The organism is uncultured Algoriphagus sp., from assembly GCF_963974365.1.
GTDB lineage: Bacteria > Bacteroidota > Bacteroidia > Cytophagales > Cyclobacteriaceae > Algoriphagus.
In genome coordinates, this window is the sequence record NZ_CAXBBX010000003.1 from 234670 (window position 1) to 253164 (window position 18495).

At 40.2% G+C, this 18495-nt stretch carries 16 protein-coding genes; 13 read left to right on the forward strand and 3 right to left on the reverse strand.

Going from position 1 to position 18495, the window contains the following annotated elements; all coding sequences use genetic code 11:
* Positions 1-3: 3 nt before the first annotated feature.
* A complete protein-coding gene (gene alaS, locus AACZ87_RS05530; protein ID WP_339865631.1) occupies positions 4-2628 on the reverse strand; it encodes an alanine--tRNA ligase in 2625 nt (874 codons plus the stop codon).
* Between the two features lie 492 nt (positions 2629-3120).
* Between alaS and AACZ87_RS05535 the strand changes: the two genes are divergently transcribed.
* From AACZ87_RS05535 to AACZ87_RS05550, 4 genes are all read left to right on the forward strand, one after another.
* Positions 3121-4227: an alanine racemase gene (locus tag AACZ87_RS05535; protein ID WP_339865633.1), complete on the forward strand. Its 1107-nt coding sequence runs from the start codon at positions 3121-3123 to the stop codon at positions 4225-4227.
* Between the two features lie 38 nt (positions 4228-4265).
* The gene (locus AACZ87_RS05540; protein ID WP_339865635.1) at positions 4266-4760 is read left to right on the forward strand and encodes an SRPBCC domain-containing protein; all 495 of its coding nucleotides are present in this window, start codon (positions 4266-4268) and stop codon (positions 4758-4760) included.
* Between the two features lie 56 nt (positions 4761-4816).
* On the forward strand, positions 4817-5437 hold the full coding sequence (locus AACZ87_RS05545; RefSeq protein WP_339865637.1) for a DUF2306 domain-containing protein: 621 nt from the start codon (positions 4817-4819) through the stop codon (positions 5435-5437).
* Positions 5438-5509: 72 nt separating this feature from the next.
* A complete protein-coding gene (locus AACZ87_RS05550; RefSeq protein ID WP_339865639.1) occupies positions 5510-6463 on the forward strand; it encodes a CorA family divalent cation transporter in 954 nt (317 codons plus the stop codon).
* A 149-nt stretch (positions 6464-6612) separates the two neighbouring features.
* On the opposite strand, the gene AACZ87_RS05555 is transcribed toward AACZ87_RS05550, so the two are convergent.
* The gene (locus AACZ87_RS05555; protein ID WP_339865641.1) at positions 6613-7200 is read right to left on the reverse strand and encodes a hypothetical protein; all 588 of its coding nucleotides are present in this window, start codon (positions 7198-7200) and stop codon (positions 6613-6615) included.
* A 597-nt stretch (positions 7201-7797) separates the two neighbouring features.
* On the opposite strand from AACZ87_RS05555, the gene AACZ87_RS05560 reads away from it, so the two are divergent.
* The 9 genes from AACZ87_RS05560 (at position 7798) to AACZ87_RS05600 (ending at position 17552) form a co-directional block, all read left to right on the forward strand.
* Entirely contained in the window at positions 7798-8994 is a 1197-nt protein-coding gene (locus AACZ87_RS05560) for an alpha/beta hydrolase-fold protein (RefSeq protein WP_339865643.1), read from the forward strand.
* 15 nt (positions 8995-9009) lie between these two features.
* Entirely contained in the window at positions 9010-10170 is a 1161-nt protein-coding gene (locus AACZ87_RS05565; protein WP_339865645.1) for an alpha/beta hydrolase-fold protein, read from the forward strand.
* Positions 10171-10307: 137 nt separating this feature from the next.
* Positions 10308-10781, forward strand: coding sequence for a DinB family protein (locus tag AACZ87_RS05570; protein WP_339865647.1), 474 nt, complete (start codon positions 10308-10310; stop codon positions 10779-10781).
* Positions 10782-10907: 126 nt separating this feature from the next.
* Positions 10908-12002 (forward strand): hypothetical protein, encoded by a 1095-nt coding sequence (locus AACZ87_RS05575; RefSeq protein WP_339865649.1) that lies wholly within the window; start codon positions 10908-10910, stop codon positions 12000-12002.
* 267 nt (positions 12003-12269) lie between these two features.
* Positions 12270-13130 (forward strand): ATP phosphoribosyltransferase, encoded by an 861-nt coding sequence (gene hisG / locus AACZ87_RS05580; protein ID WP_339865651.1) that lies wholly within the window; start codon positions 12270-12272, stop codon positions 13128-13130.
* A gap of 40 nt (positions 13131-13170) precedes the next feature.
* On the forward strand, positions 13171-14466 hold the full coding sequence (gene hisD, locus AACZ87_RS05585) for a histidinol dehydrogenase (protein WP_339865653.1): 1296 nt from the start codon (positions 13171-13173) through the stop codon (positions 14464-14466).
* A complete protein-coding gene (hisC, locus tag AACZ87_RS05590) occupies positions 14463-15530 on the forward strand; it encodes a histidinol-phosphate transaminase (protein ID WP_339865654.1) in 1068 nt (355 codons plus the stop codon). The genes hisD and hisC overlap by 4 nt, the downstream gene beginning before the upstream one ends.
* Before the next feature lie 3 nt (positions 15531-15533).
* On the forward strand, positions 15534-16631 hold the full coding sequence (gene hisB / locus AACZ87_RS05595; RefSeq protein ID WP_339865656.1) for a bifunctional histidinol-phosphatase/imidazoleglycerol-phosphate dehydratase HisB: 1098 nt from the start codon (positions 15534-15536) through the stop codon (positions 16629-16631).
* A gap of 120 nt (positions 16632-16751) precedes the next feature.
* Positions 16752-17552: a tetratricopeptide repeat protein gene (locus tag AACZ87_RS05600; protein WP_339865658.1), complete on the forward strand. Its 801-nt coding sequence runs from the start codon at positions 16752-16754 to the stop codon at positions 17550-17552.
* Here AACZ87_RS05600 and AACZ87_RS05605 read toward each other — a convergent pair.
* Positions 17549-18427 carry a glutathione synthetase gene (locus AACZ87_RS05605; protein WP_339865660.1) on the reverse strand — a complete coding sequence of 293 codons (879 nt, stop codon included), beginning with the start codon at positions 18425-18427 and terminating at the stop codon, positions 17549-17551. The two genes, AACZ87_RS05600 and AACZ87_RS05605, sit on opposite strands and share 4 nt — an antisense overlap.
* Positions 18428-18495: the final 68 nt, after the last annotated feature.

The following is an 18495-nucleotide window of genomic DNA, read 5'->3' on the forward strand; positions in this document are numbered from 1 at the left end:
TTTCTAAAGATATAACTCCTTGGCTTTGGTCACTACATTTTCTAGTCCAGCTAGATTTTTTCCTCCAGCAGTGGCAAAAAACGCTTGTCCACCACCTCCACCTTGGATCTCTTTAGCCAATTCCCTAACGATTTGACCTGCATTTAGATTTTTACTAGCAATTAACTCTTCATCTATAATCACCGCAATCTGAGGTTTATCCTCCACTTTTGCTGCCAAAATCACAAAAGCATGCTCAGTCTCATTTTTCAGCTCATAAGCCAGCTTTTTCAATGAATCCGCATTTGGCAGTTCCACTTGAGCTATCAAGGTATTGATACCGTCACCAGCTACAAACTGCTTCAATAACTCAACTTTCACTCCAGCCGATTTCTCCAAATGTAAACCTTCAATTTCTTTCTTCAGGTCATTTCGCTCCTGAAGCAAAGTCTCGATAGACTTCATTAGATCCTTAGGGTTTTTCAGTAATTCCTGAATTTCCTTCACCAAATGATCTTGCTTGCGGAAATAATCCTCCGCAGCTTTGGCTGTGATAGCTTCGATTCTACGGACACCAGAAGCACTAGATGCTTCAGATACGATCTTGAACAAACCTATTTTACTGGTCTGCGGCACGTGAGTTCCACCACAGAGTTCCACTGAGAAATCTTTATCGAAGGTAATTACCCGAACATAATCGCCATATTTCTCTCCAAAAAGCGCTGTAGCACCTTGCTTTTTAGCTTCTTCAATTGGGACATTTCTTTGCTCTGAAAGAGGGATATTCTGTCTGATTTTCTCATTTACAATATCCTCTACTTTAGAGATCTCCTCATCAGTCAATTTACTGAAATGGGAAAAATCAAAGCGAAGCAAATTCTGATTGACTAAAGATCCACGTTGCTGAATGTGGTCTCCCAATACTTCTTTCAAAGCCGACTGCAGCAAGTGTGTTGCCGTGTGGTTATTCTCTGTCAGAAAACGCTTATCAGCATCCACCTCAGCACCGAACTGCGCACCAGGATTAGTTGGAAGCTTTTCTACAAAATGAACAATCAGATCGTTCTCTTTCTTAGTATCAATTACCTTGACTTTCTCCGTCTCAGAAATCAGCCAACCTGTATCTCCTACCTGTCCGCCGCTCTCTGCGTAGAAAGGCGTTTTGTCCAAAACCAATTGGTATTTGTCTCCTTTTTTATCAGAAATCACACGATACTTGATGATCTGAGCATGCGCTTTGAGATAATCATACCCTACAAACTCAACACCATTATCTTCGTTCACAATTACCCAATCGCCTGTTTCAGATTCAGATGCGGCACGGGAGCGAGTCTTTTGAGCTTCCATTTCCTGCGCAAAGCCTTTTTCATCCAAAGACAATCCGCTTTCACGGGCAATCAGAGATGTCAAGTCTAGTGGAAATCCGAAAGTATCATATAGTTCAAAAGCAGTTTTACCTGGAATGACATTCTCACCTTTCTCACTCAATTCAGATTTAATCTGATCGAGCATTTTCAGGCCGTTATCCAGCGTACGAAGAAAGGAAGTCTCCTCTTCGAAAATCACTTTGGATATAAACTCCTGCTGCTGTCTTACTTCCAGGAAAATATCTCCGAAATTATCTGCAATCAGACTGGTCAACTCATATAAAAATGGCTCGTGGAAACCTAGGAAGGTATATCCATAACGAACCGCTCTTCTCAGGATTCTACGAATCACATATCCAGCCTTATTATTGGAAGGCAACTGCCCATCAGCGATAGTAAATGAAATCGCACGAATATGATCCACAATTACACGGAATGCAATGTCTGTCGGCAAATCTTCTCCGTAAACTTTGCCAGATTTCTTAGACAAAGCAGCCAAGAATGGCGCAAATAAATCGGTATCGTAATTGGAGGATTTGTGTTGAATAGCTCTCACCAAACGTTCAAAGCCCATTCCTGTATCTACATGCGTTGCTGGCAATGGCTTCAAGGATCCATCAGAGACTCTGTTGAACTGCATAAATACCAAGTTCCAGATCTCGATCACTTGCTCATGATCATTATTCACCAAATCCTTACCCGCAATAAGAGCTCTCTCAGCATCCGGTCTCAAATCAATGTGGATCTCCGAACAAGGTCCGCATGGTCCCACATCACCCATTTCCCAGAAGTTATCCTTTTTGGAACCCATGATAATACGATCCTCAGGAACTATAGCTTTCCAAAGGTCATAGGCCTCCTGATCGAGACCTAAGTTATCACCGGCATCGCCTTGGAATACGGACACATACAACCTGTCTTTATCCAAGCCATAAACTTCAGTCAATAACTCCCAAGCCCATTCGATCGCTTCCTTCTTAAAGTAATCTCCAAAAGACCAGTTGCCCAGCATCTCAAACATGGTGTGGTGATAGGTATCCACGCCCACTTCTTCGAGATCATTGTGCTTACCACTTACCCTAAGGCATTTCTGAGAATTGGCGACACGGGAATATTTGGCGGTTTCATTACCTAGAAATGCGTCTTTGAACTGGTTCATTCCAGCATTTGTAAACATCAATGTTGGGTCATTTTTGACCACAATCGGTGATGAGGGAACGTAGTGATGCTGCTTGGATTGGAAAAACTCAATAAAGGTGCTCCGTATTTTCTTTGCTTCCATGAAGGTTTTGAGGCAATTAAGAATGCTATTTAGGCCGATTTCGGCCGTTTTTATTGGGTGACAAAATTAACAGAATTGATGGTGTTACCTGCATTGGGATGAGAATTTCTCTTGTCATATCTCCCGCGGTGGCGCAAAGGCGCAATTTCATGTTTCTTTACCTTTGAGGTTTTCGAAACCTCGAAGGTTTTTTGAATTTACTCCGAACGAAATTAAAGAATATCCAACTAGAGGGTAAAGGCACAATTTCTAATTTCATCCAGCCTGAGGTTAGCTTGATTTTAAAAATCATTTCAATTTTTCAGAAATCTTGTAAATCGTATTTCGCAGATAATATCCTTCGGGGTTTTCACTAATCTCTATTATCGTTGCGCCGCTGCGCCGCCGCGAGAAAAACCAAACCTCAACTCCTAGGAATCTCTTAAATCGTTCTTCCCACTTCGTAAATCTTTCTTACTTTCAATAAAATTTTTAATAACTCAACAATTCCTCATGAGCTACCTCAATAAAATAACCTCCCCTACACTTCTACTGGACGAAAAAATCTGCCGGGCAAACATCAAACGCATGGCTGATAAAGCTGCACGTCATGACATGAAGCTTGTTCCGCATTTCAAAACCGCTCAGTCCAACCAAATTGGTGATTGGGCAAAAGAATATAATATCACCGAAGTGACTGCTTCTTCTATGAAAATGGCTGAATACCTGGCTGGACAAGGCTGGGTCAACATTCACATCGCTTTTCCATTTAACCCACTGGAGATCCCAAAACTCAATAAAATCGCAGCAAAGCAATCTATTTCAGTTCAGGTAATCAATGCTACCACAGCACAAATGCTGGTAGACCAATTGGAATATCCTGTTGGCTTTTTCATTGAAATTGATGCAGGTTACGGTAGAACAGGCGTAGAAGTATCTGATTTCGGTTTGATCGAGGAAATTTTGTTAATCGCCAAAAAGTCTGACAAACTCAATTTCAAAGGATTTTACCTTCATGCCGGTCACTCCTATTACATGCCTGATATTCCGGCGCTTTATGAGCAAACCCGCAATGCCCTGAGTATGCTAAAACATAAGTACAATTCCGAATACCCAAAGCTAGTTACACGAACTGGCGATACTCCTGGCTGCGCAGTGATGGAAGACTTTGGAGATATCGATGAAATGGGACCTGGAAATTTTGTCTTCTACGATTTGATGCAAGCAGAACTAGGTGGATGTGATAAAGAGGACATCGCCGTTTGTCTGGCTGTCCCTGTAGTGGACATCAAAAAGGACCGCAAAGAAATTTTGGTTCATGGTGGCGGAGTTCACCTAGCTAAAGATGTGCTCGTAGGAGAAAATGGCCTGAAGAACTTCGGAGAAGTAGTCTACCTTAATGAAAATGGCTGGACTATCCCTGAAGACAAATCCTTCTTAAAAAGCATTTCTCAGGAGCATGGGATTATTAAAGCTTCGGATGAGTTGCTCGCAAAAGTGAAAGTTGGCGACATCTTGGGAATTCTTCCCGTTCATTCTTGCATGACAGCCGACTGTATGGGCGAATACATGACACTAGACGGGAAAATGGTGGATCACGCGGAAGGCAGTGGTCAGTAAACAGTTTCAGTTTTTAATAATATTAACCCTTTGCACACATGTCAGCACAACTCGAAATCACCCGATACTTTACCCAATCCAAAGAAGATGTTTACAAGGCTTTTACTTCTTCCGAAAGCTTGCAGCAATGGTGGGGACCACTGGGATTTGAAATGGAAATAAAGACTTTCGAATTTTATCCAGAAGGTACGGTTCACTTTGTGCTCCGGGGAAAAGACGGCACTGAGATGTGGGCAAAATGGGTTCTTAAAGAAATCAAAGAATCTTCCAAGCTTCAGTTTATAAATTCTTTTTCAAATGAAGCTGGTGAAACGGTCAAAGCCCCAGAAATACCATTTGGAGCTGATTGGCCGCTGCAGATGATCTTGGACTTGGAGTTTTATGAGGATGACCAGAAGTCCAGAATAGATCTGGTTTCCTTTCCTCACAATGCTTCTGATGAATCCAAAAAGGTATTCGAAGATAACATCGGCAATATGGAATTCGGATTTGGAGGCACTTTTGACCAGTTGGAAAAGTACCTCTCGAAGTAATTAACTATGCAAATATTCTATACTCAAAACACCACTTGATCTAAAATCGAGCATCTATGAAAACTTTTTTTAGAAAGTTTGGCTGGTGGATATTTGCTGTCATGTGTATTGTAACCGGTCTCTACCCACTACTCTATTTTATTCTGGAAAGGAATTTTGGCTTACTGCAGTCGAAATCTGCAGAACTTCTTAGCAGCCCGATTTGGAACCTGGCTTTTTACACCCATATCATCCTCGGAGGCTTCGCACTAGTAATTGGTTGGACACAATTCCCAAAAGGTTTTCGAGATAGGAACCGGAAAATCCACAAGAAAATAGGGATGGCGTATGTTACTTTCGCTTTCTTTAGCAGTATAGCTGGTATTTATATTGGAATATTTGCAACAGGAGGAATGGTCAGCATACTAGGTTTTGTGTCCTTAGGAGTCATTTGGTTAAGCACCACCATGATGGGTTGGTTTACTGCGAAAAAACATGATTTTGATTCACACGAAAACTGGATGATCTTTAGCTATGCGGCATGTTTTGCGGCAGTTACATTGAGAATCTGGTTGCCTATTTTGATAGCCATACACGACGGGCAATTTATTCCAGCATATCACATTGTCGCATGGCTGTGCTGGGTACCAAATATCATGGTAGCATTTTGGATTGTTAGGAATAGAAAAGTTAATTGATCATTTAACCGTCAAATTTGAATTTCTCCTCCTTCAAATGTTATAGCTTTCAGTTTTTAATACCTTGATAGTATGATCGAAATCCTCCTCAAAAACAAAAAATCCTTCAAAGCTCAAGCGGTGAGTGAACTTTCAGTTACTGAACTGGATTTTCATGTGATGCAATTTCTGGATTACAGCAACGCTGATTTGAAATGGCTTGAGCAGAATTATGGACTTGACTTCACGATCATGAAGCATTATGAGGATATAGAGATCAGCTCCCACTTTTTGGAAAACCATACCCAGGCAGCATTTCACTTTTCCATACCTTACTACAATGCTGAAAAAAGGATGATCGAAGAGCCATTGTTCATTATCATAACTCAAACTGGTCTTTTCCTTTTTACCAGCGCCAATCTTGATACCTATTTCAATGAGATGTATCCTGCCAAAATCAATTCTTTACAAAGAATCCCTGAATTGAATGGTATTTTCAAATTTCAGTTTGAATTTATATCAGACTATTTCGCAGATATCACAGAGAGTCTCAGTAGAAAAGTAAAGGCATTAGCCAACGAAATTCTGATAGAAAAGGAATTCTCAAGCAATGTAATGGACATCATCACAAAGTATAACTTCAACAACTTATTGATCAAAGAAGCACTGCTTGAAACAACTCGAGTATTACGATTATACATCAAAAGTAACTGGGAAGAACATGCAGAACTCAGAGAAAATGTTCGCGCAGAATTGAATGACCTGACTGTGATTTCCGATTATATTCAGTTCAATTTTGACCGTTTGGATGATTTGAGAGAGAACGTTTCAAACAAAATTGACCTGGAGCAAAATCATATTTTTAAAATGCTTACAGTGGTCACGGTTTGTGTATCTCTCCCTACGTTTATCGCGGGAGTTTATGGGATGAATTTTGAAATAATGCCTGAATTGAAATATGCCTATGGCTACCCAATTGTACTAATTGCCATGATTTGCTCTGCAATCTTGCCCTTTATTTACTTCAAACGGAAAAAGTGGTTGTAGTGGAAAAACTTATGAAAGTTAGGGAACATGGTTCATATGAAATGAGCTAACTGTGCCCTCTACCAAATTGTCTGAGACCACTTTGGTTAAAGCATAAAAAAGCCCTGACCTCCATAGATCAGGGCTTGTAGTGATAGTTGGCTTAGCTCTTAGAAGTAAAGTGTTTTACTTCTTCCTTGAGCGTCTTTTAATTCAAGGTAAACTTCATTTGAATTCACACCATTGAAGGAATAGTTCTTTTTAAATCCTTTTGGCTCATCCACTTTCTCTTCATAAATCATTTTTCCTGACTCAGAAGAAAATACTTTTACCTGTACTCCTGGCTCCGCTAACCCTACTAGAGTTAGACTCACGGTATTTTCATCTATGATTTTACCGTAAGCCATTAGTGGCAAATCGGCAGTTGCAATTGGACGTTCTGTAGTTTTGACTGTATAAACTACCTCTTCTTTGTCGGTCACAATTTTCACTTGATAATCACCGGCTGGCAAACTATTCATATCATAGGGAACCATCAAATTCTCATTTTTAACACGAACGTTTCTACTACTCAATATTTTACCATCTGCTTTTAGAATGGAAATTTTCGCTGTGCCTACCCCTTCATTAAGAGTGACATTGATTTTCTTGTAGTTAGAGTTTACACTTGAAAGTGCTTTCAAATCTTCGCTTGCATTTGCGATAAAAGAGCTAAAAGATAATGCTGAGGCAAGTGCTACTGTTAGTAAAGTTTTCATAAAATGTTGGTTTAGAGTTGTGCTTGCTCTAATGCTAATGGCATACCAATCCAATAAAACTTTCTTTTCCTAAACCTTCATATTTTTTAAATCCATTCATTTTTTAACAGATATTCAGAATTAAGTTTTGATTCGATCACAATTTTTTAACAAAACCTGTTCACTTACTGAGCACTTCTTTGACCGTCTGTAATGTAAGCGGACAGTTTTTTCCATTTTCTACTAAAAACTAGGTTGCAGCACTTTTGCGGTGTTAAGGAAATTTAATTTTGAGAAATTTTATAAACTGTGAATTTGATTCTAAAGCCTATTTCAAAACTGTACAATTGCGTACACCTTTCGTCCGATAGCATTTATACTAGTCCTTCTGGGCCATATGCAGCTTTTTATTCACTGTTGGAAAGGTGGAGCAGTGGAAATTGAAGTAAATATTCTCCCAAAACACATTTTGATACAATTATCATTAGCTCCTTTTGTCATTACTTCTTAGGAAATTCTCCTTATTCTTCTTTAATTGTCACCATGACACAATAGCTGTTTGTTTTGTTATTTCAACTTCTTAAACCCAAGAATCAAAACCTAATACATACCTATCTCATGAAAAAAAATCTATTCCTAACCCTATTGTCGATAGTCTTGATCGGAACAATTGTTCAGGCACAAGAAGCACTCTTCGGTGCTCAGCAAATTACCTCTCCGGAAATTCACGAAAACAGCACAGTTACTTTCCGCTTTGCTGCTCCCAATGCCACTGACGTGGAAATTACAGGGGATTTTCTTCCCACTGTAAAAATGGAAACTCCAATGGGACAAATGGATGGTCCTGGAAAAGCAGCATTGACTAAAGATGATAAAGGGGTCTGGTCCTTCACCTCTACGTCCCTATCGCCTGAACTCTATAGTTATTCATTCATTGTGGACGGTTTAAAAGTAACCGATCCGAACAATCCATTTTTGATCCGTGATGTGGCTTCTGTCACCAATGTATTTTTGGTCGGGGAAGGACAAGCTTCTTTATATAGAGTAAAAGATGTTCCGCATGGCACAGTTGCCAAAAGATGGTACGACTCTCCGACATTGGGAATGGACCGTAGGCTGACCATTTACACGCCTCCAGGTTACGAGCAGTCAAGTGAAAAATTTCCAGTGCTTTACTTATTGCATGGAGCTGGCGGCGATGAAGAAGCTTGGATTGCTTTGGGAAGAACAGCACAAATCATGGATAATTTAATCGCTCAAGGCAAAGCAAAACCAATGATTGTTGTAATGCCAAACGGTAATGTGATCCAAGACGCAGCTCCAGGAGAAGGAAATGAAGGAATGTATAAGCCTGCCTTTATGATCCCAAAAACCATGGATGGAACTTATGAAGCAAGTTTCTCCGACATCATTAAATTCGTAGAAAGTAACTACCAAATCAAAGCTGACAAAACCAATCGTGCTATTGCTGGTCTTTCTATGGGCGGATATCACACCATGCACATTTCTAGATTTTACCCAAACACGTTTGATTACATGGGTCTTTTCTCTGCTGCGATTATGCCTCGAGAAGATGCAACTAGCAAAGTTTATAATGATATCGATGGTACTTTGAAAGCTCAGATGGATAATGGCTACAAATTGTATTGGATTGCAATCGGCAAAACTGATTTCTTATATGATGCAAATAAGGAATACCGTGCAAAGCTCGATGCTATGGGAATGCCTTATAAATATGTAGAATCAGAAGGCGGACATATCTGGAGAAACTGGAGAGTGTATTTAACTCAGTTTGCTCCTCAATTATTCAAGTAATCCAACCCCAAGATCATGAAACTACACATGTTAAAATCTGCCTTATCCGCTCTCTTAGTATTTGGAAGCGTCCATACTACCCCAGCACAGGAGATCAGTGCCATGCAGGCACCCAAAGTGGTCTCCCCGGAAGTTGGTCCAGATAATTCTGTGAGTTTTCGGGTATTTTCTCCCAATGCAAATGAAGTCACTGTGAATGGCAGCTGGATGGGCTTCAGAGAAACCTTGCCGTTAACCAAAGGAGAAGATGGCGTGTGGTCTGCAACCATAGACCCTCTTCCCTCTTCTATGTATCATTACAATTTCTTTATTGATGGGGTATCTGCTATTGACCCGACCAATCCTGAAGCGCTGAGAGATGGAACTCGCTATGCAAGTTTGCTTATGGTTCCTGGAGCTGGAGCTAGCACTTTTGAATTGAATAAAGTGCCTCACGGAAATATTTCCAAGGTTTGGTATCAATCGCCTTCTCTTGAAAGCTATCGTAGAATGTACGTTTACACTCCTCCTGGATACGATTCCGGAAATGATAAATACCCGGTTCTGTACTTGCTTCATGGTGCTGGAGGTGACGAAGATGCTTGGTCTGCATTAGGAAGAGCAAATTACATTTTGGATAATCTGATTGCAGAAGGCAAAGCAAAACCAATGTTGATTGTCATGACGAACGGAAATGCTTGGCAAACCAGTACGCTGCAAAACAAGCCTGGTGTAGAAACAATCACGAGAGAAAATAGAGCGCAATTCCAAGGTAAGTTTGAGGAAAGCTTAGTGAAAGATGTGATCCCCTACATTGAAAAAAATTACAGCGTGATCGCCAATAAAGATGGTAGAGCACTTGCAGGGCTTTCTATGGGAGGTGGACATACCATCACTGCATCTATTGAGAATCCTGGAACCTTCGGTTACATCGGAGTTTTCAGTTCTGGTATTTTTGATGCAAATGCTGATATGGCAGAACTGGAGAAAAAATTCACAGCTCTTAAGGCTTCCGGCGTTGAAAAATATTGGGTAGCCTGCGGTGTAGATGATTTTGTAATGGATTCCAACAAACGTCTGCTTTCAATCCTTGATAAAACTGGTCTCGAACATGAATATCATGAAAGTGCAGGTGGACACACTTGGGCAAACTGGAGAGATTACTTAAGTATCTTTGCTCCTGTGCTATTCAACTAATTTTAGAGTCACCAGTAAAAAAGAAGTGTAGTCAAAAGCTACACTTCTTTTTTTGCCTCAACCGAAGTGATTATTTGTATTCTATTCAAACGTAAACTTGATACATTTTTGTATTTTGAAAGCTCACATAGAGCCAAATGATGAAAGAATCCCAGCGAGTAAAAAGTCTCTTTGCCAAGCAATACGATGGAGATTGCTGGCTTGGAGTGAATTTTCAAGAAAAATTAACCCAAATCAATATTAACCAGGCTACTTACAAATTTTCTACTAAAACTAACTCCATCTGGGAAATACTTAATCACCTTATAAGTTGGCGGGAGGTGGTTTTAGCTAGCTTGCCAAAAAACACGTATTCAAGCCCTGAGGATAACTACTTTCAGGCTATTATAGATCCATCTGAAGCAGAATGGCTAAAAACACTTAATCGTTTTCGTAATTCCCAACAGGGGTGGTTGGAATATTTATCTAATCTGGACGATTCCATTTTTGAAAAACAAGTTGTCAACAAAAACTATAACTACTATGAACTGATCCATGGAATTCTTCACCATGACATTTACCATTTAGGACAAATCTCTCTATTGGTAAGGCTGACGACTGAAGTATCCTAGGTTTGTTTTTAATTTGAACAAGGTGACTTTAAATTCGAAGGCTGAATTATAAATAATTAGTAAAAGAACAGTTTGAGTCTTTTCTTATATCCCCAACAAGAGGTATAGATTTCCGTTTGCCAACTCATGAGAACTTCACTTTTAGCAATTTTCTTATTCTTGCTTTCACTAGGTTATTGCTTAAGTCAAGAAATGATACTGAAGCTTTCGCTTCAACAGAATCCAGCACAACCACGTGACTATTTTTTCAAAGAAGTCATGGATATACGCGTGCAAAAATCAATCGGTCTGGTCTACGATTCTGATAGAAATAAGCATACTGCAAGTTTTGGAGGAAAATTAGATCAGCAAACCTTGGCCTTTTTTAACAGTAACATCACCACTTCAAAAAATCCCTCCTATTCGATTCGAGTAAAAATCTACAATCTTGATCTCAAGGAAATATACGTCCCCAATGTCCGCGGTTATAAAGGTGATATTCAACTCAGCTTAGGGTTCTTTCTGATTTCCGAAGGATCTGAAGTACCACTCGTAGATTTCAATAGCACAGCTGAATATGGCAGACCTGCCAATCAAACGAATAACGTGGACACAGCGATCCACCAATTATTTGAAAATAGCTGGACCTACTTCGATGCCTGGCTCAGCTCACAGTATCTAAGTAACAGGGCATTGGTAAAGAAAGTCAGGGTGAATGTTTTAGAACCTAAAAGACCAAGTACAAAAGACACCGTTTATTATGATCCTGCAAAACCGCTAACCTGGGATGATTTCAGAGAAACACCCAATCCTAGTAGCTCTTTCAATGCAACAATCTTTAGTAGCATAGCAATAGAAGGCAAGGCTGTGGTTCAGAATGGAGAGATTTTACAAAACATAGAAATCAAAGTTTATATGCTCCCTGGTCAATCTTGGGTAAAACATGCAAATGACTATGCAAATAATCACGAACAGCGGCATTTTGATCTAACCAGAATAGCAGCGGACAGAATGATTTATAGGCTGAAAAATGCTGAATTAGAACCAAATCTGTATGAAGCAATGCTCAACGACATCTATCTCGATGGCTACCGGGAGATGAATATTCTCCAAGAAGTCTATGACAATGAAACTCGAAATGGCATAAATAAAGATGCCCAAGCTAGGTGGAACCAACTTATTAAGGAGGGATTGTCAGGAAGTTGGCAAAAATTAGAGAAATTCTTGGAAACAAAGGACTAAAACTAAATGTTGATCATAGTCTTATCCTTAAAATAATTGCCCTCAATTTGCATTTTCTCAATCGCCTCCTATCTTTGCCAACGATAATGGAAAACACCAATAGAAATATTGACTTTTTAGCAACAACACATCAAGCTAACTTGATGCACCATTTCCATCATTCCTCCTGAGGAATAGTTGCACATACCCGGTGAAGCCGATGATAGGGATTCCGCTTTTCGCCAACATTTACTTTAACCCTTTTATTTCTTAGCGTAACTTGCCAACATGGAAAAAATAATCCGTATTGCCGTGCAGAAAAGCGGCAGACTATCCGACGACTCACTCAGCCTCATCAAAGAATGTGGCATCAAATTTTATAACGGAACAGGTAAACTCAAGTCTACTTCCACCAATTTCCCAATCGAATTTCTCTTCCTTCGTGACGACGACATCCCTGGATATGTAGCAGATGGAGTTGCTGATCTTGGTATTGTAGGTCAAAATGAAGTTGTAGAAAAAGACAAGAACGTCACCACGATGAAGGCATTAGGTTTCTCCAAATGCCGACTTTCCCTTGCTGTAGCAAAAGGTCAGGAATACACTGGAGTGGAGTTTTTCGAGGGAAAAAATATTGCAACCTCCTACCCTAAAATTCTTGGTGATTACTTAAAAAGCCAGAATATCAATGCTGATATCCACGAAATCTCCGGTTCAGTAGAGATCGCTCCAAGCATAGGTTTAGCGGAAGGAATCTGTGATATCGTAAGCTCAGGATCTACCCTGATGATGAATGGATTGAAGGAAGTGGAGGAGATTTTCAAATCCGAGGCTGTCCTCATCGCGAATAACGATCTGCCAGAATGGAAAAAAGAAATCGCCGAAAAACTTCTCTTTAGAATCAACGCTGTCCAAAAAGGAAAAAGCAGCAAATATGTGCTTCTAAACGCTCCAAACGAATCGATTGAGAAAATTACAAACCTGATCCCAGGAATGCGAAGTCCTACCATTCTGCCACTAGCTCAGGAAGGCTGGTCATCCGTACACTCTGTGTTGAATGAAGATCAATTCTGGGAAAACATCGAGGAATTAAGAGCAGCTGGAGCAGAAGGAATTTTAGTTGTTCCCATCGAAAAGATGATTCTTTAATCCTGCATTTTTATTTGCAAAACTCAAGACCAGAAATGACATGAAAATCCTGGACAATCCTAGTAAGGAAACTTGGAAAAAGCAGTTGGCTAGACCAACCTTTAAGACCAAGCAGATAAATAAGATCGTAAAACCCATCCTGAGAAAAGTGAAGAGAAATGGCGACAAAGCCCTATTCAAATTCGCCATGGAATACGATCATGTGGAATTGGAATCACTTTTTCCTTCAGAGATAGAAATACAAGCGGCTTCAGCTGCTTTATCTCCTGCCTTGAAGGAAGCTATCAACGTAGCTAAAGCTAATATAGAGCGATTTCATATGGCTCAGGCGACTCCTGAGTTAGTAGATGAAGTCATGCCTGGCGTGGTATGCAAGCGCAAAAGCATCCCTATTCAGAAAGTGGGATTGTATATTCCAGGGGGAACTGCGCCCCTATTCAGTACGGTATTAATGCTTGGAATTCCGGCAGTATTGGCTGGTTGCAAAGAAATTGTGCTTTGCTCGCCACCTAGCAAAGAAGGGAAAATCCATCCTGCTATTCTCTACACTGCTTCGCTAATTGGTATCACCAAAATCGTAAAAGTAGGCGGAGCTCAAGCAATTGCTGCAATGACTTTTGGAACTGAAAGCGTACCCAAAGTGGACAAAATTTTTGGCCCTGGAAACCAGTTTGTAACCGCTGCAAAGCAAATAGCTACCAAGTATGGAGTTGCTATAGACATGCCTGCCGGGCCATCTGAAGTGCTGGTGTATGCAGATGAATCAGCAAATCCAGCCTTTGTTGCAGCTGATTTACTTTCTCAAGCAGAGCACGGTGTGGATAGTCAGGTGATTTTGGTGACCGATACTGAGAAATTTGCGAAGCGAGTAATCAAAGAAATAGATGAGCAACTGGAAGAGCTCCCTAGAAAGGACATTGCAAAAAAAGCCTTGGCAAATTCCAGAGCAGTGATCATCGACACATCGGAAGAAGCTATGGAGCTGATCAACTTCTATGCACCAGAGCATTTGATTATAAGTGTGGCCCAGGAAGATGAAGCAGTCAATGCCGTTTATAATGCAGGGTCGGTTTTCATTGGAAACTACACACCAGAATCTGCAGGTGATTATGCTTCAGGCACCAATCACACCCTTCCAACTTACGGCTACGCCAGAAACTATAGCGGGGTATCGCTGGATAGTTTTGTGAAGAAAATCACGTATCAAAAAATCAGTACTGAAGGTTTGAAAAACATAGGACCTACAATAGAAATCATGGCAGAAAATGAACTGCTAGAGGCACACAAAAATGCCGTATCAATAAGACTCAAACATCTTAAAAAACAGAAGAAATGAAGTTTGACTTAACCCCATTACTTAGACCACACATCGTAAACCTTCTTCCATATACCTCCGCTCGAGATGAGTATACCGGCAAAGAAGGCATATTTCTGGATGCAAACGAAAACCCTTACGGTTCTGTGACGGACGAGGATCATAACCGCTATCCTGATCCGTACCAACTTGAATTAAAGGATGAAATCGCCAAAATCAAGAAGGTGAAAGCATCCCAAATTTTCTTGGGAAATGGATCTGATGAGGCTATTGATTTACTTTTCAGAGCTTTTTGCAATCCTGGAAAAGACAATGTAATTCTCTTACCACCTACTTACGGAATGTATGAAGTGAGCGCAGGTATCAATGATGTGGAAACACGCAAAATCCCATTGACTCCTGACTTTCAACTTCAGCCGGATTTGATTCTCAAAGCTGTTGACGAAAACACCAAGATTATCTTCGTCTGCTCACCGAACAACCCGAGCGGAAATAAGGTAAATAGAGAAGATATTCTGAGACTCCTTCGCGAATTCAATGGGTTAGTCGTAGTAGATGAAGCCTATATTGACTTCAGCGACGAGCCGAGTTTTACCACACATTTGGAGGAGTTTGGAAATCTGCTGGTAATGCAAACTTTCTCAAAAGCTTGGGGACTTGCTTCGCTGCGACTTGGGATGGCTTTTGCCAGCAAGAAGATGATCAAGATTCTTAATCGTATCAAACCTCCCTACAACATCTCTGGATTGACTCAGGATACTGTTTTGGCAGCAATACAGAAAGTTGATAAAGTAAATGCGATGATCGCGGATATTCTTCAAGAGCGAGAATTCCTTAAAGAGAAGCTGAATCAACTTGATTTTGTAGAGAAAATCCATCCTTCGCATGCCAACTTCCTTTTGGTAAAAATCCCAAATGCAGCACATGTGTACGATGATCTGATTGAAGAGAAAATCATCGTAAGGAACAGATCAAAAGTTCAGCTTTGCGAAGAATGCCTACGAATCTCCGTAGGTACACGATCTGAAAACGAAGCTTTCATCCAAGCTTTAAGAAAAATATACACTGAAAGCTTCAACCTATAAACCATGGCAAAGAAAGTACTTTTTATAGATCGGGACGGAACTATCATCAAAGAACCACCTACTGATTATCAAGTAGATAGTTTGGAGAAGCTGGAGTTTCTTCCAAAAGCAATTTCGAATCTTCGCAAGATCGCGGAAGAAACAGACTTTGAATTGGTGATGGTGACAAATCAGGACGGATTGGGAACAGCCTCCTTTCCTGAAAACACCTTTTGGCCAGCGCAATTCAAAATGCTAAAAACGCTGGAACAAGAGAATATCTTCTTCAAGGAAATTCACGTCGACAAGACTTTTGAAAGTGAAAATGCGCCAACACGAAAGCCTAACACTGGTCTTCTGACGGCTTACTTTTCGGAAGAATATGACTTGGCTAATTCCTATGTGATCGGAGATAGACTCACTGACGTAAAGCTTGCTGAGAATCTTGGAGCCAAAGCAATTTTCATTGGCGAAAAGGTAGAAAATGCCGCATTGAGCACGAAGGATTGGGATGAGATTTATGAGTTTTTGAAAATGCCTCCCCGATCTGCCGAAGTAAGCCGTAAAACTTCTGAAACTGATATTTACATCAAGTTGAATCTGGATGGAAATGGACACTGCGACATCAAGACAGGCTTACATTTCTTTGACCATATGCTAGAGCAGCTAGGTAAGCACGGAAGTACTGACTTAGAAATCAAAGTAAATGGTGACTTGCATATTGATGAGCATCACACGATAGAAGATACCGCATTGGCACTAGGAGACGCATATTTGAAGGCATTGGGAGATAAAAAAGGGATCTATCGCTATGGATTTCTACTTCCTATGGACGATGTACTAGCTCAAGTTGCTATTGATTTTGGTGGAAGACCTTGGATCGTTTGGGATGCTGAATTCAAGCGCGAGAAAGTGGGCGATATGCCAACCGAGATGTTTTATCATTTCTTCAAATCTTTCTCAGATACCGCAAAGTGCAACCTAAATATCAAAGCAGAAGGAGCCAACGAGCATCACAAAATTGAAGCGATTTTCAAGGCACTTGCACGGGCGATCAAAATGGCCGTAATGCGTGATCCCCGGAATATCAATCAACTTCCAAGTACCAAGGGAGTGCTATAATAATCAGCAGATTACGCTCTTTTCTATAAGTGAAAAGATTGTTTATGAAAATTTCGTAGGGATTAGGAAAGTTTTACATGAAAAGTTTTTCCTAATCCTTATTTTTTTGTTCATTTAGTCATGAAACGACTTTTCCGTATAATGACTATACTTTTATTAGTATACTCAACTAGCTCTTGTTCAAGCAGCCTTCAAAATATTGAGCAACTTTTCAATAATAAGAAATACGAAGACGCTATAGAAAACCTCAATCAATACCTATTTTTTCATGTGACAGATGTTAAAGCTTTACATATGCGCGCAAGGTGCTATGAAGAACTGGGTGAACTGGAAAAATCCAAGGCGGATTACGAAACAATCATCCTAATTGATGACCAATATGCCCAAGCATATGCTGGTTTAGGGAAATTACTATTTGAGCAGAAAGATTATAAAAATGCTGAACTGAGTCTGTTGAGAGCCGCAACGCTAGATTCCGAAGATTTTGATATTATCTACTTACTTGGCCGTACAATGCTCATGACGCAGAAATTCCGAAAAGCAGAAGAATTCCTGAGACTAGCTATTGAATTAAATCCTGATCATGCGAAAGTTTATTTTTACACAGGAATGGCGCTAGCCTATCAAGGCGATGCTTTAGGCTGTGCGGCCTCATTTAATTCTTATGTCAGTCGGGAACCTGATAATATGGTTGGAAAATATAACCGCGGGTTTGCACTGATGAGAGCAGGCTTTTTGGAGTGGGCTTTAGAAGACTTTGACGCGGTTCTGAAGGCAAAGCCAAATCACTTGGAAGCAATGACACAAAAGGGAATCTGCATGAAATACCTTGGAGATTCACAGGGTTGTGAGTTCATACAAAAAGCAGCAAATCAAGGGAATGAGCTCGCAAAATCACAAATGGAGCTTTGCAGTGTTTAAAGCAAACGTGCAGCAATAGCCTTCTTGTAGTTGGAAAGTGCTTCTTCAGAAATATCAAGAAATAAGTAAGGCTCTATCAATTCCAATTCCATCAGGTAGAATTCATCGTTGCATTGCACGCCATCTACTCTGGCATAAAGTGTATCAGCTGCGAAATTACCCACCAAATCCTGAGCAGATTTCAGCATTTTCGAAGAAGGTATGATTTGCTCTATTGTTCCTCCAAAGTAATGTTGAACTCTAAAATCATGCTTCGCGGGGCTTTTGAGCACAGCATGGGAGAACGACCCATTGAAGAAAATAAGCGAGTATTCCCCTACTTCTTCAACTTCTTTTACAAATGGCTGTACCAAATATGACTCCTCATTTACAAGTGATTGAACCTGCGACTGGTGTTTTTGCCAATCTTTTGTAGTGATTTTTAAGGTGTTTTTTGCCCCACCACTTACTAATGGTTTAACAACTATTACTTCGGAAGAAATCTTGGCTTGAATAGTAGAGAGCGAAACTTGCATTCCTTTTTCTAAAATAAACCCGGAAATAACAGGAAATCCTTTAGCTGATACCTCTAATAAATATCGCTTCGACGAATTCCATTCCACTGTATCCAAACTATTCAAAACTGGAATTCCGAGTTTCCGCATAGCTGCTATCCATTGTTTAAACTCTTCATAATAATCGAAATAGTCCCAGGTGGATTTGATCAACAAACAGCTGAAACTTGACCAATCTATAGCTGGATCTGACCATATGACGACCTGATGGGAAATGCCCATATCGCAGAGAATAGAGGAAAGGAGCGCATTTTCGTCAGTGGTATTTGTGTCGTAAGCGCCTACGGAAAAATAGCTAACTATAGCGATTTGCTGATTCATGTAGATTTTTTCTGCAAAGCTATACTTTAACCAAAAAATACATTGATCATTCTTTAAAAATCAGTCAA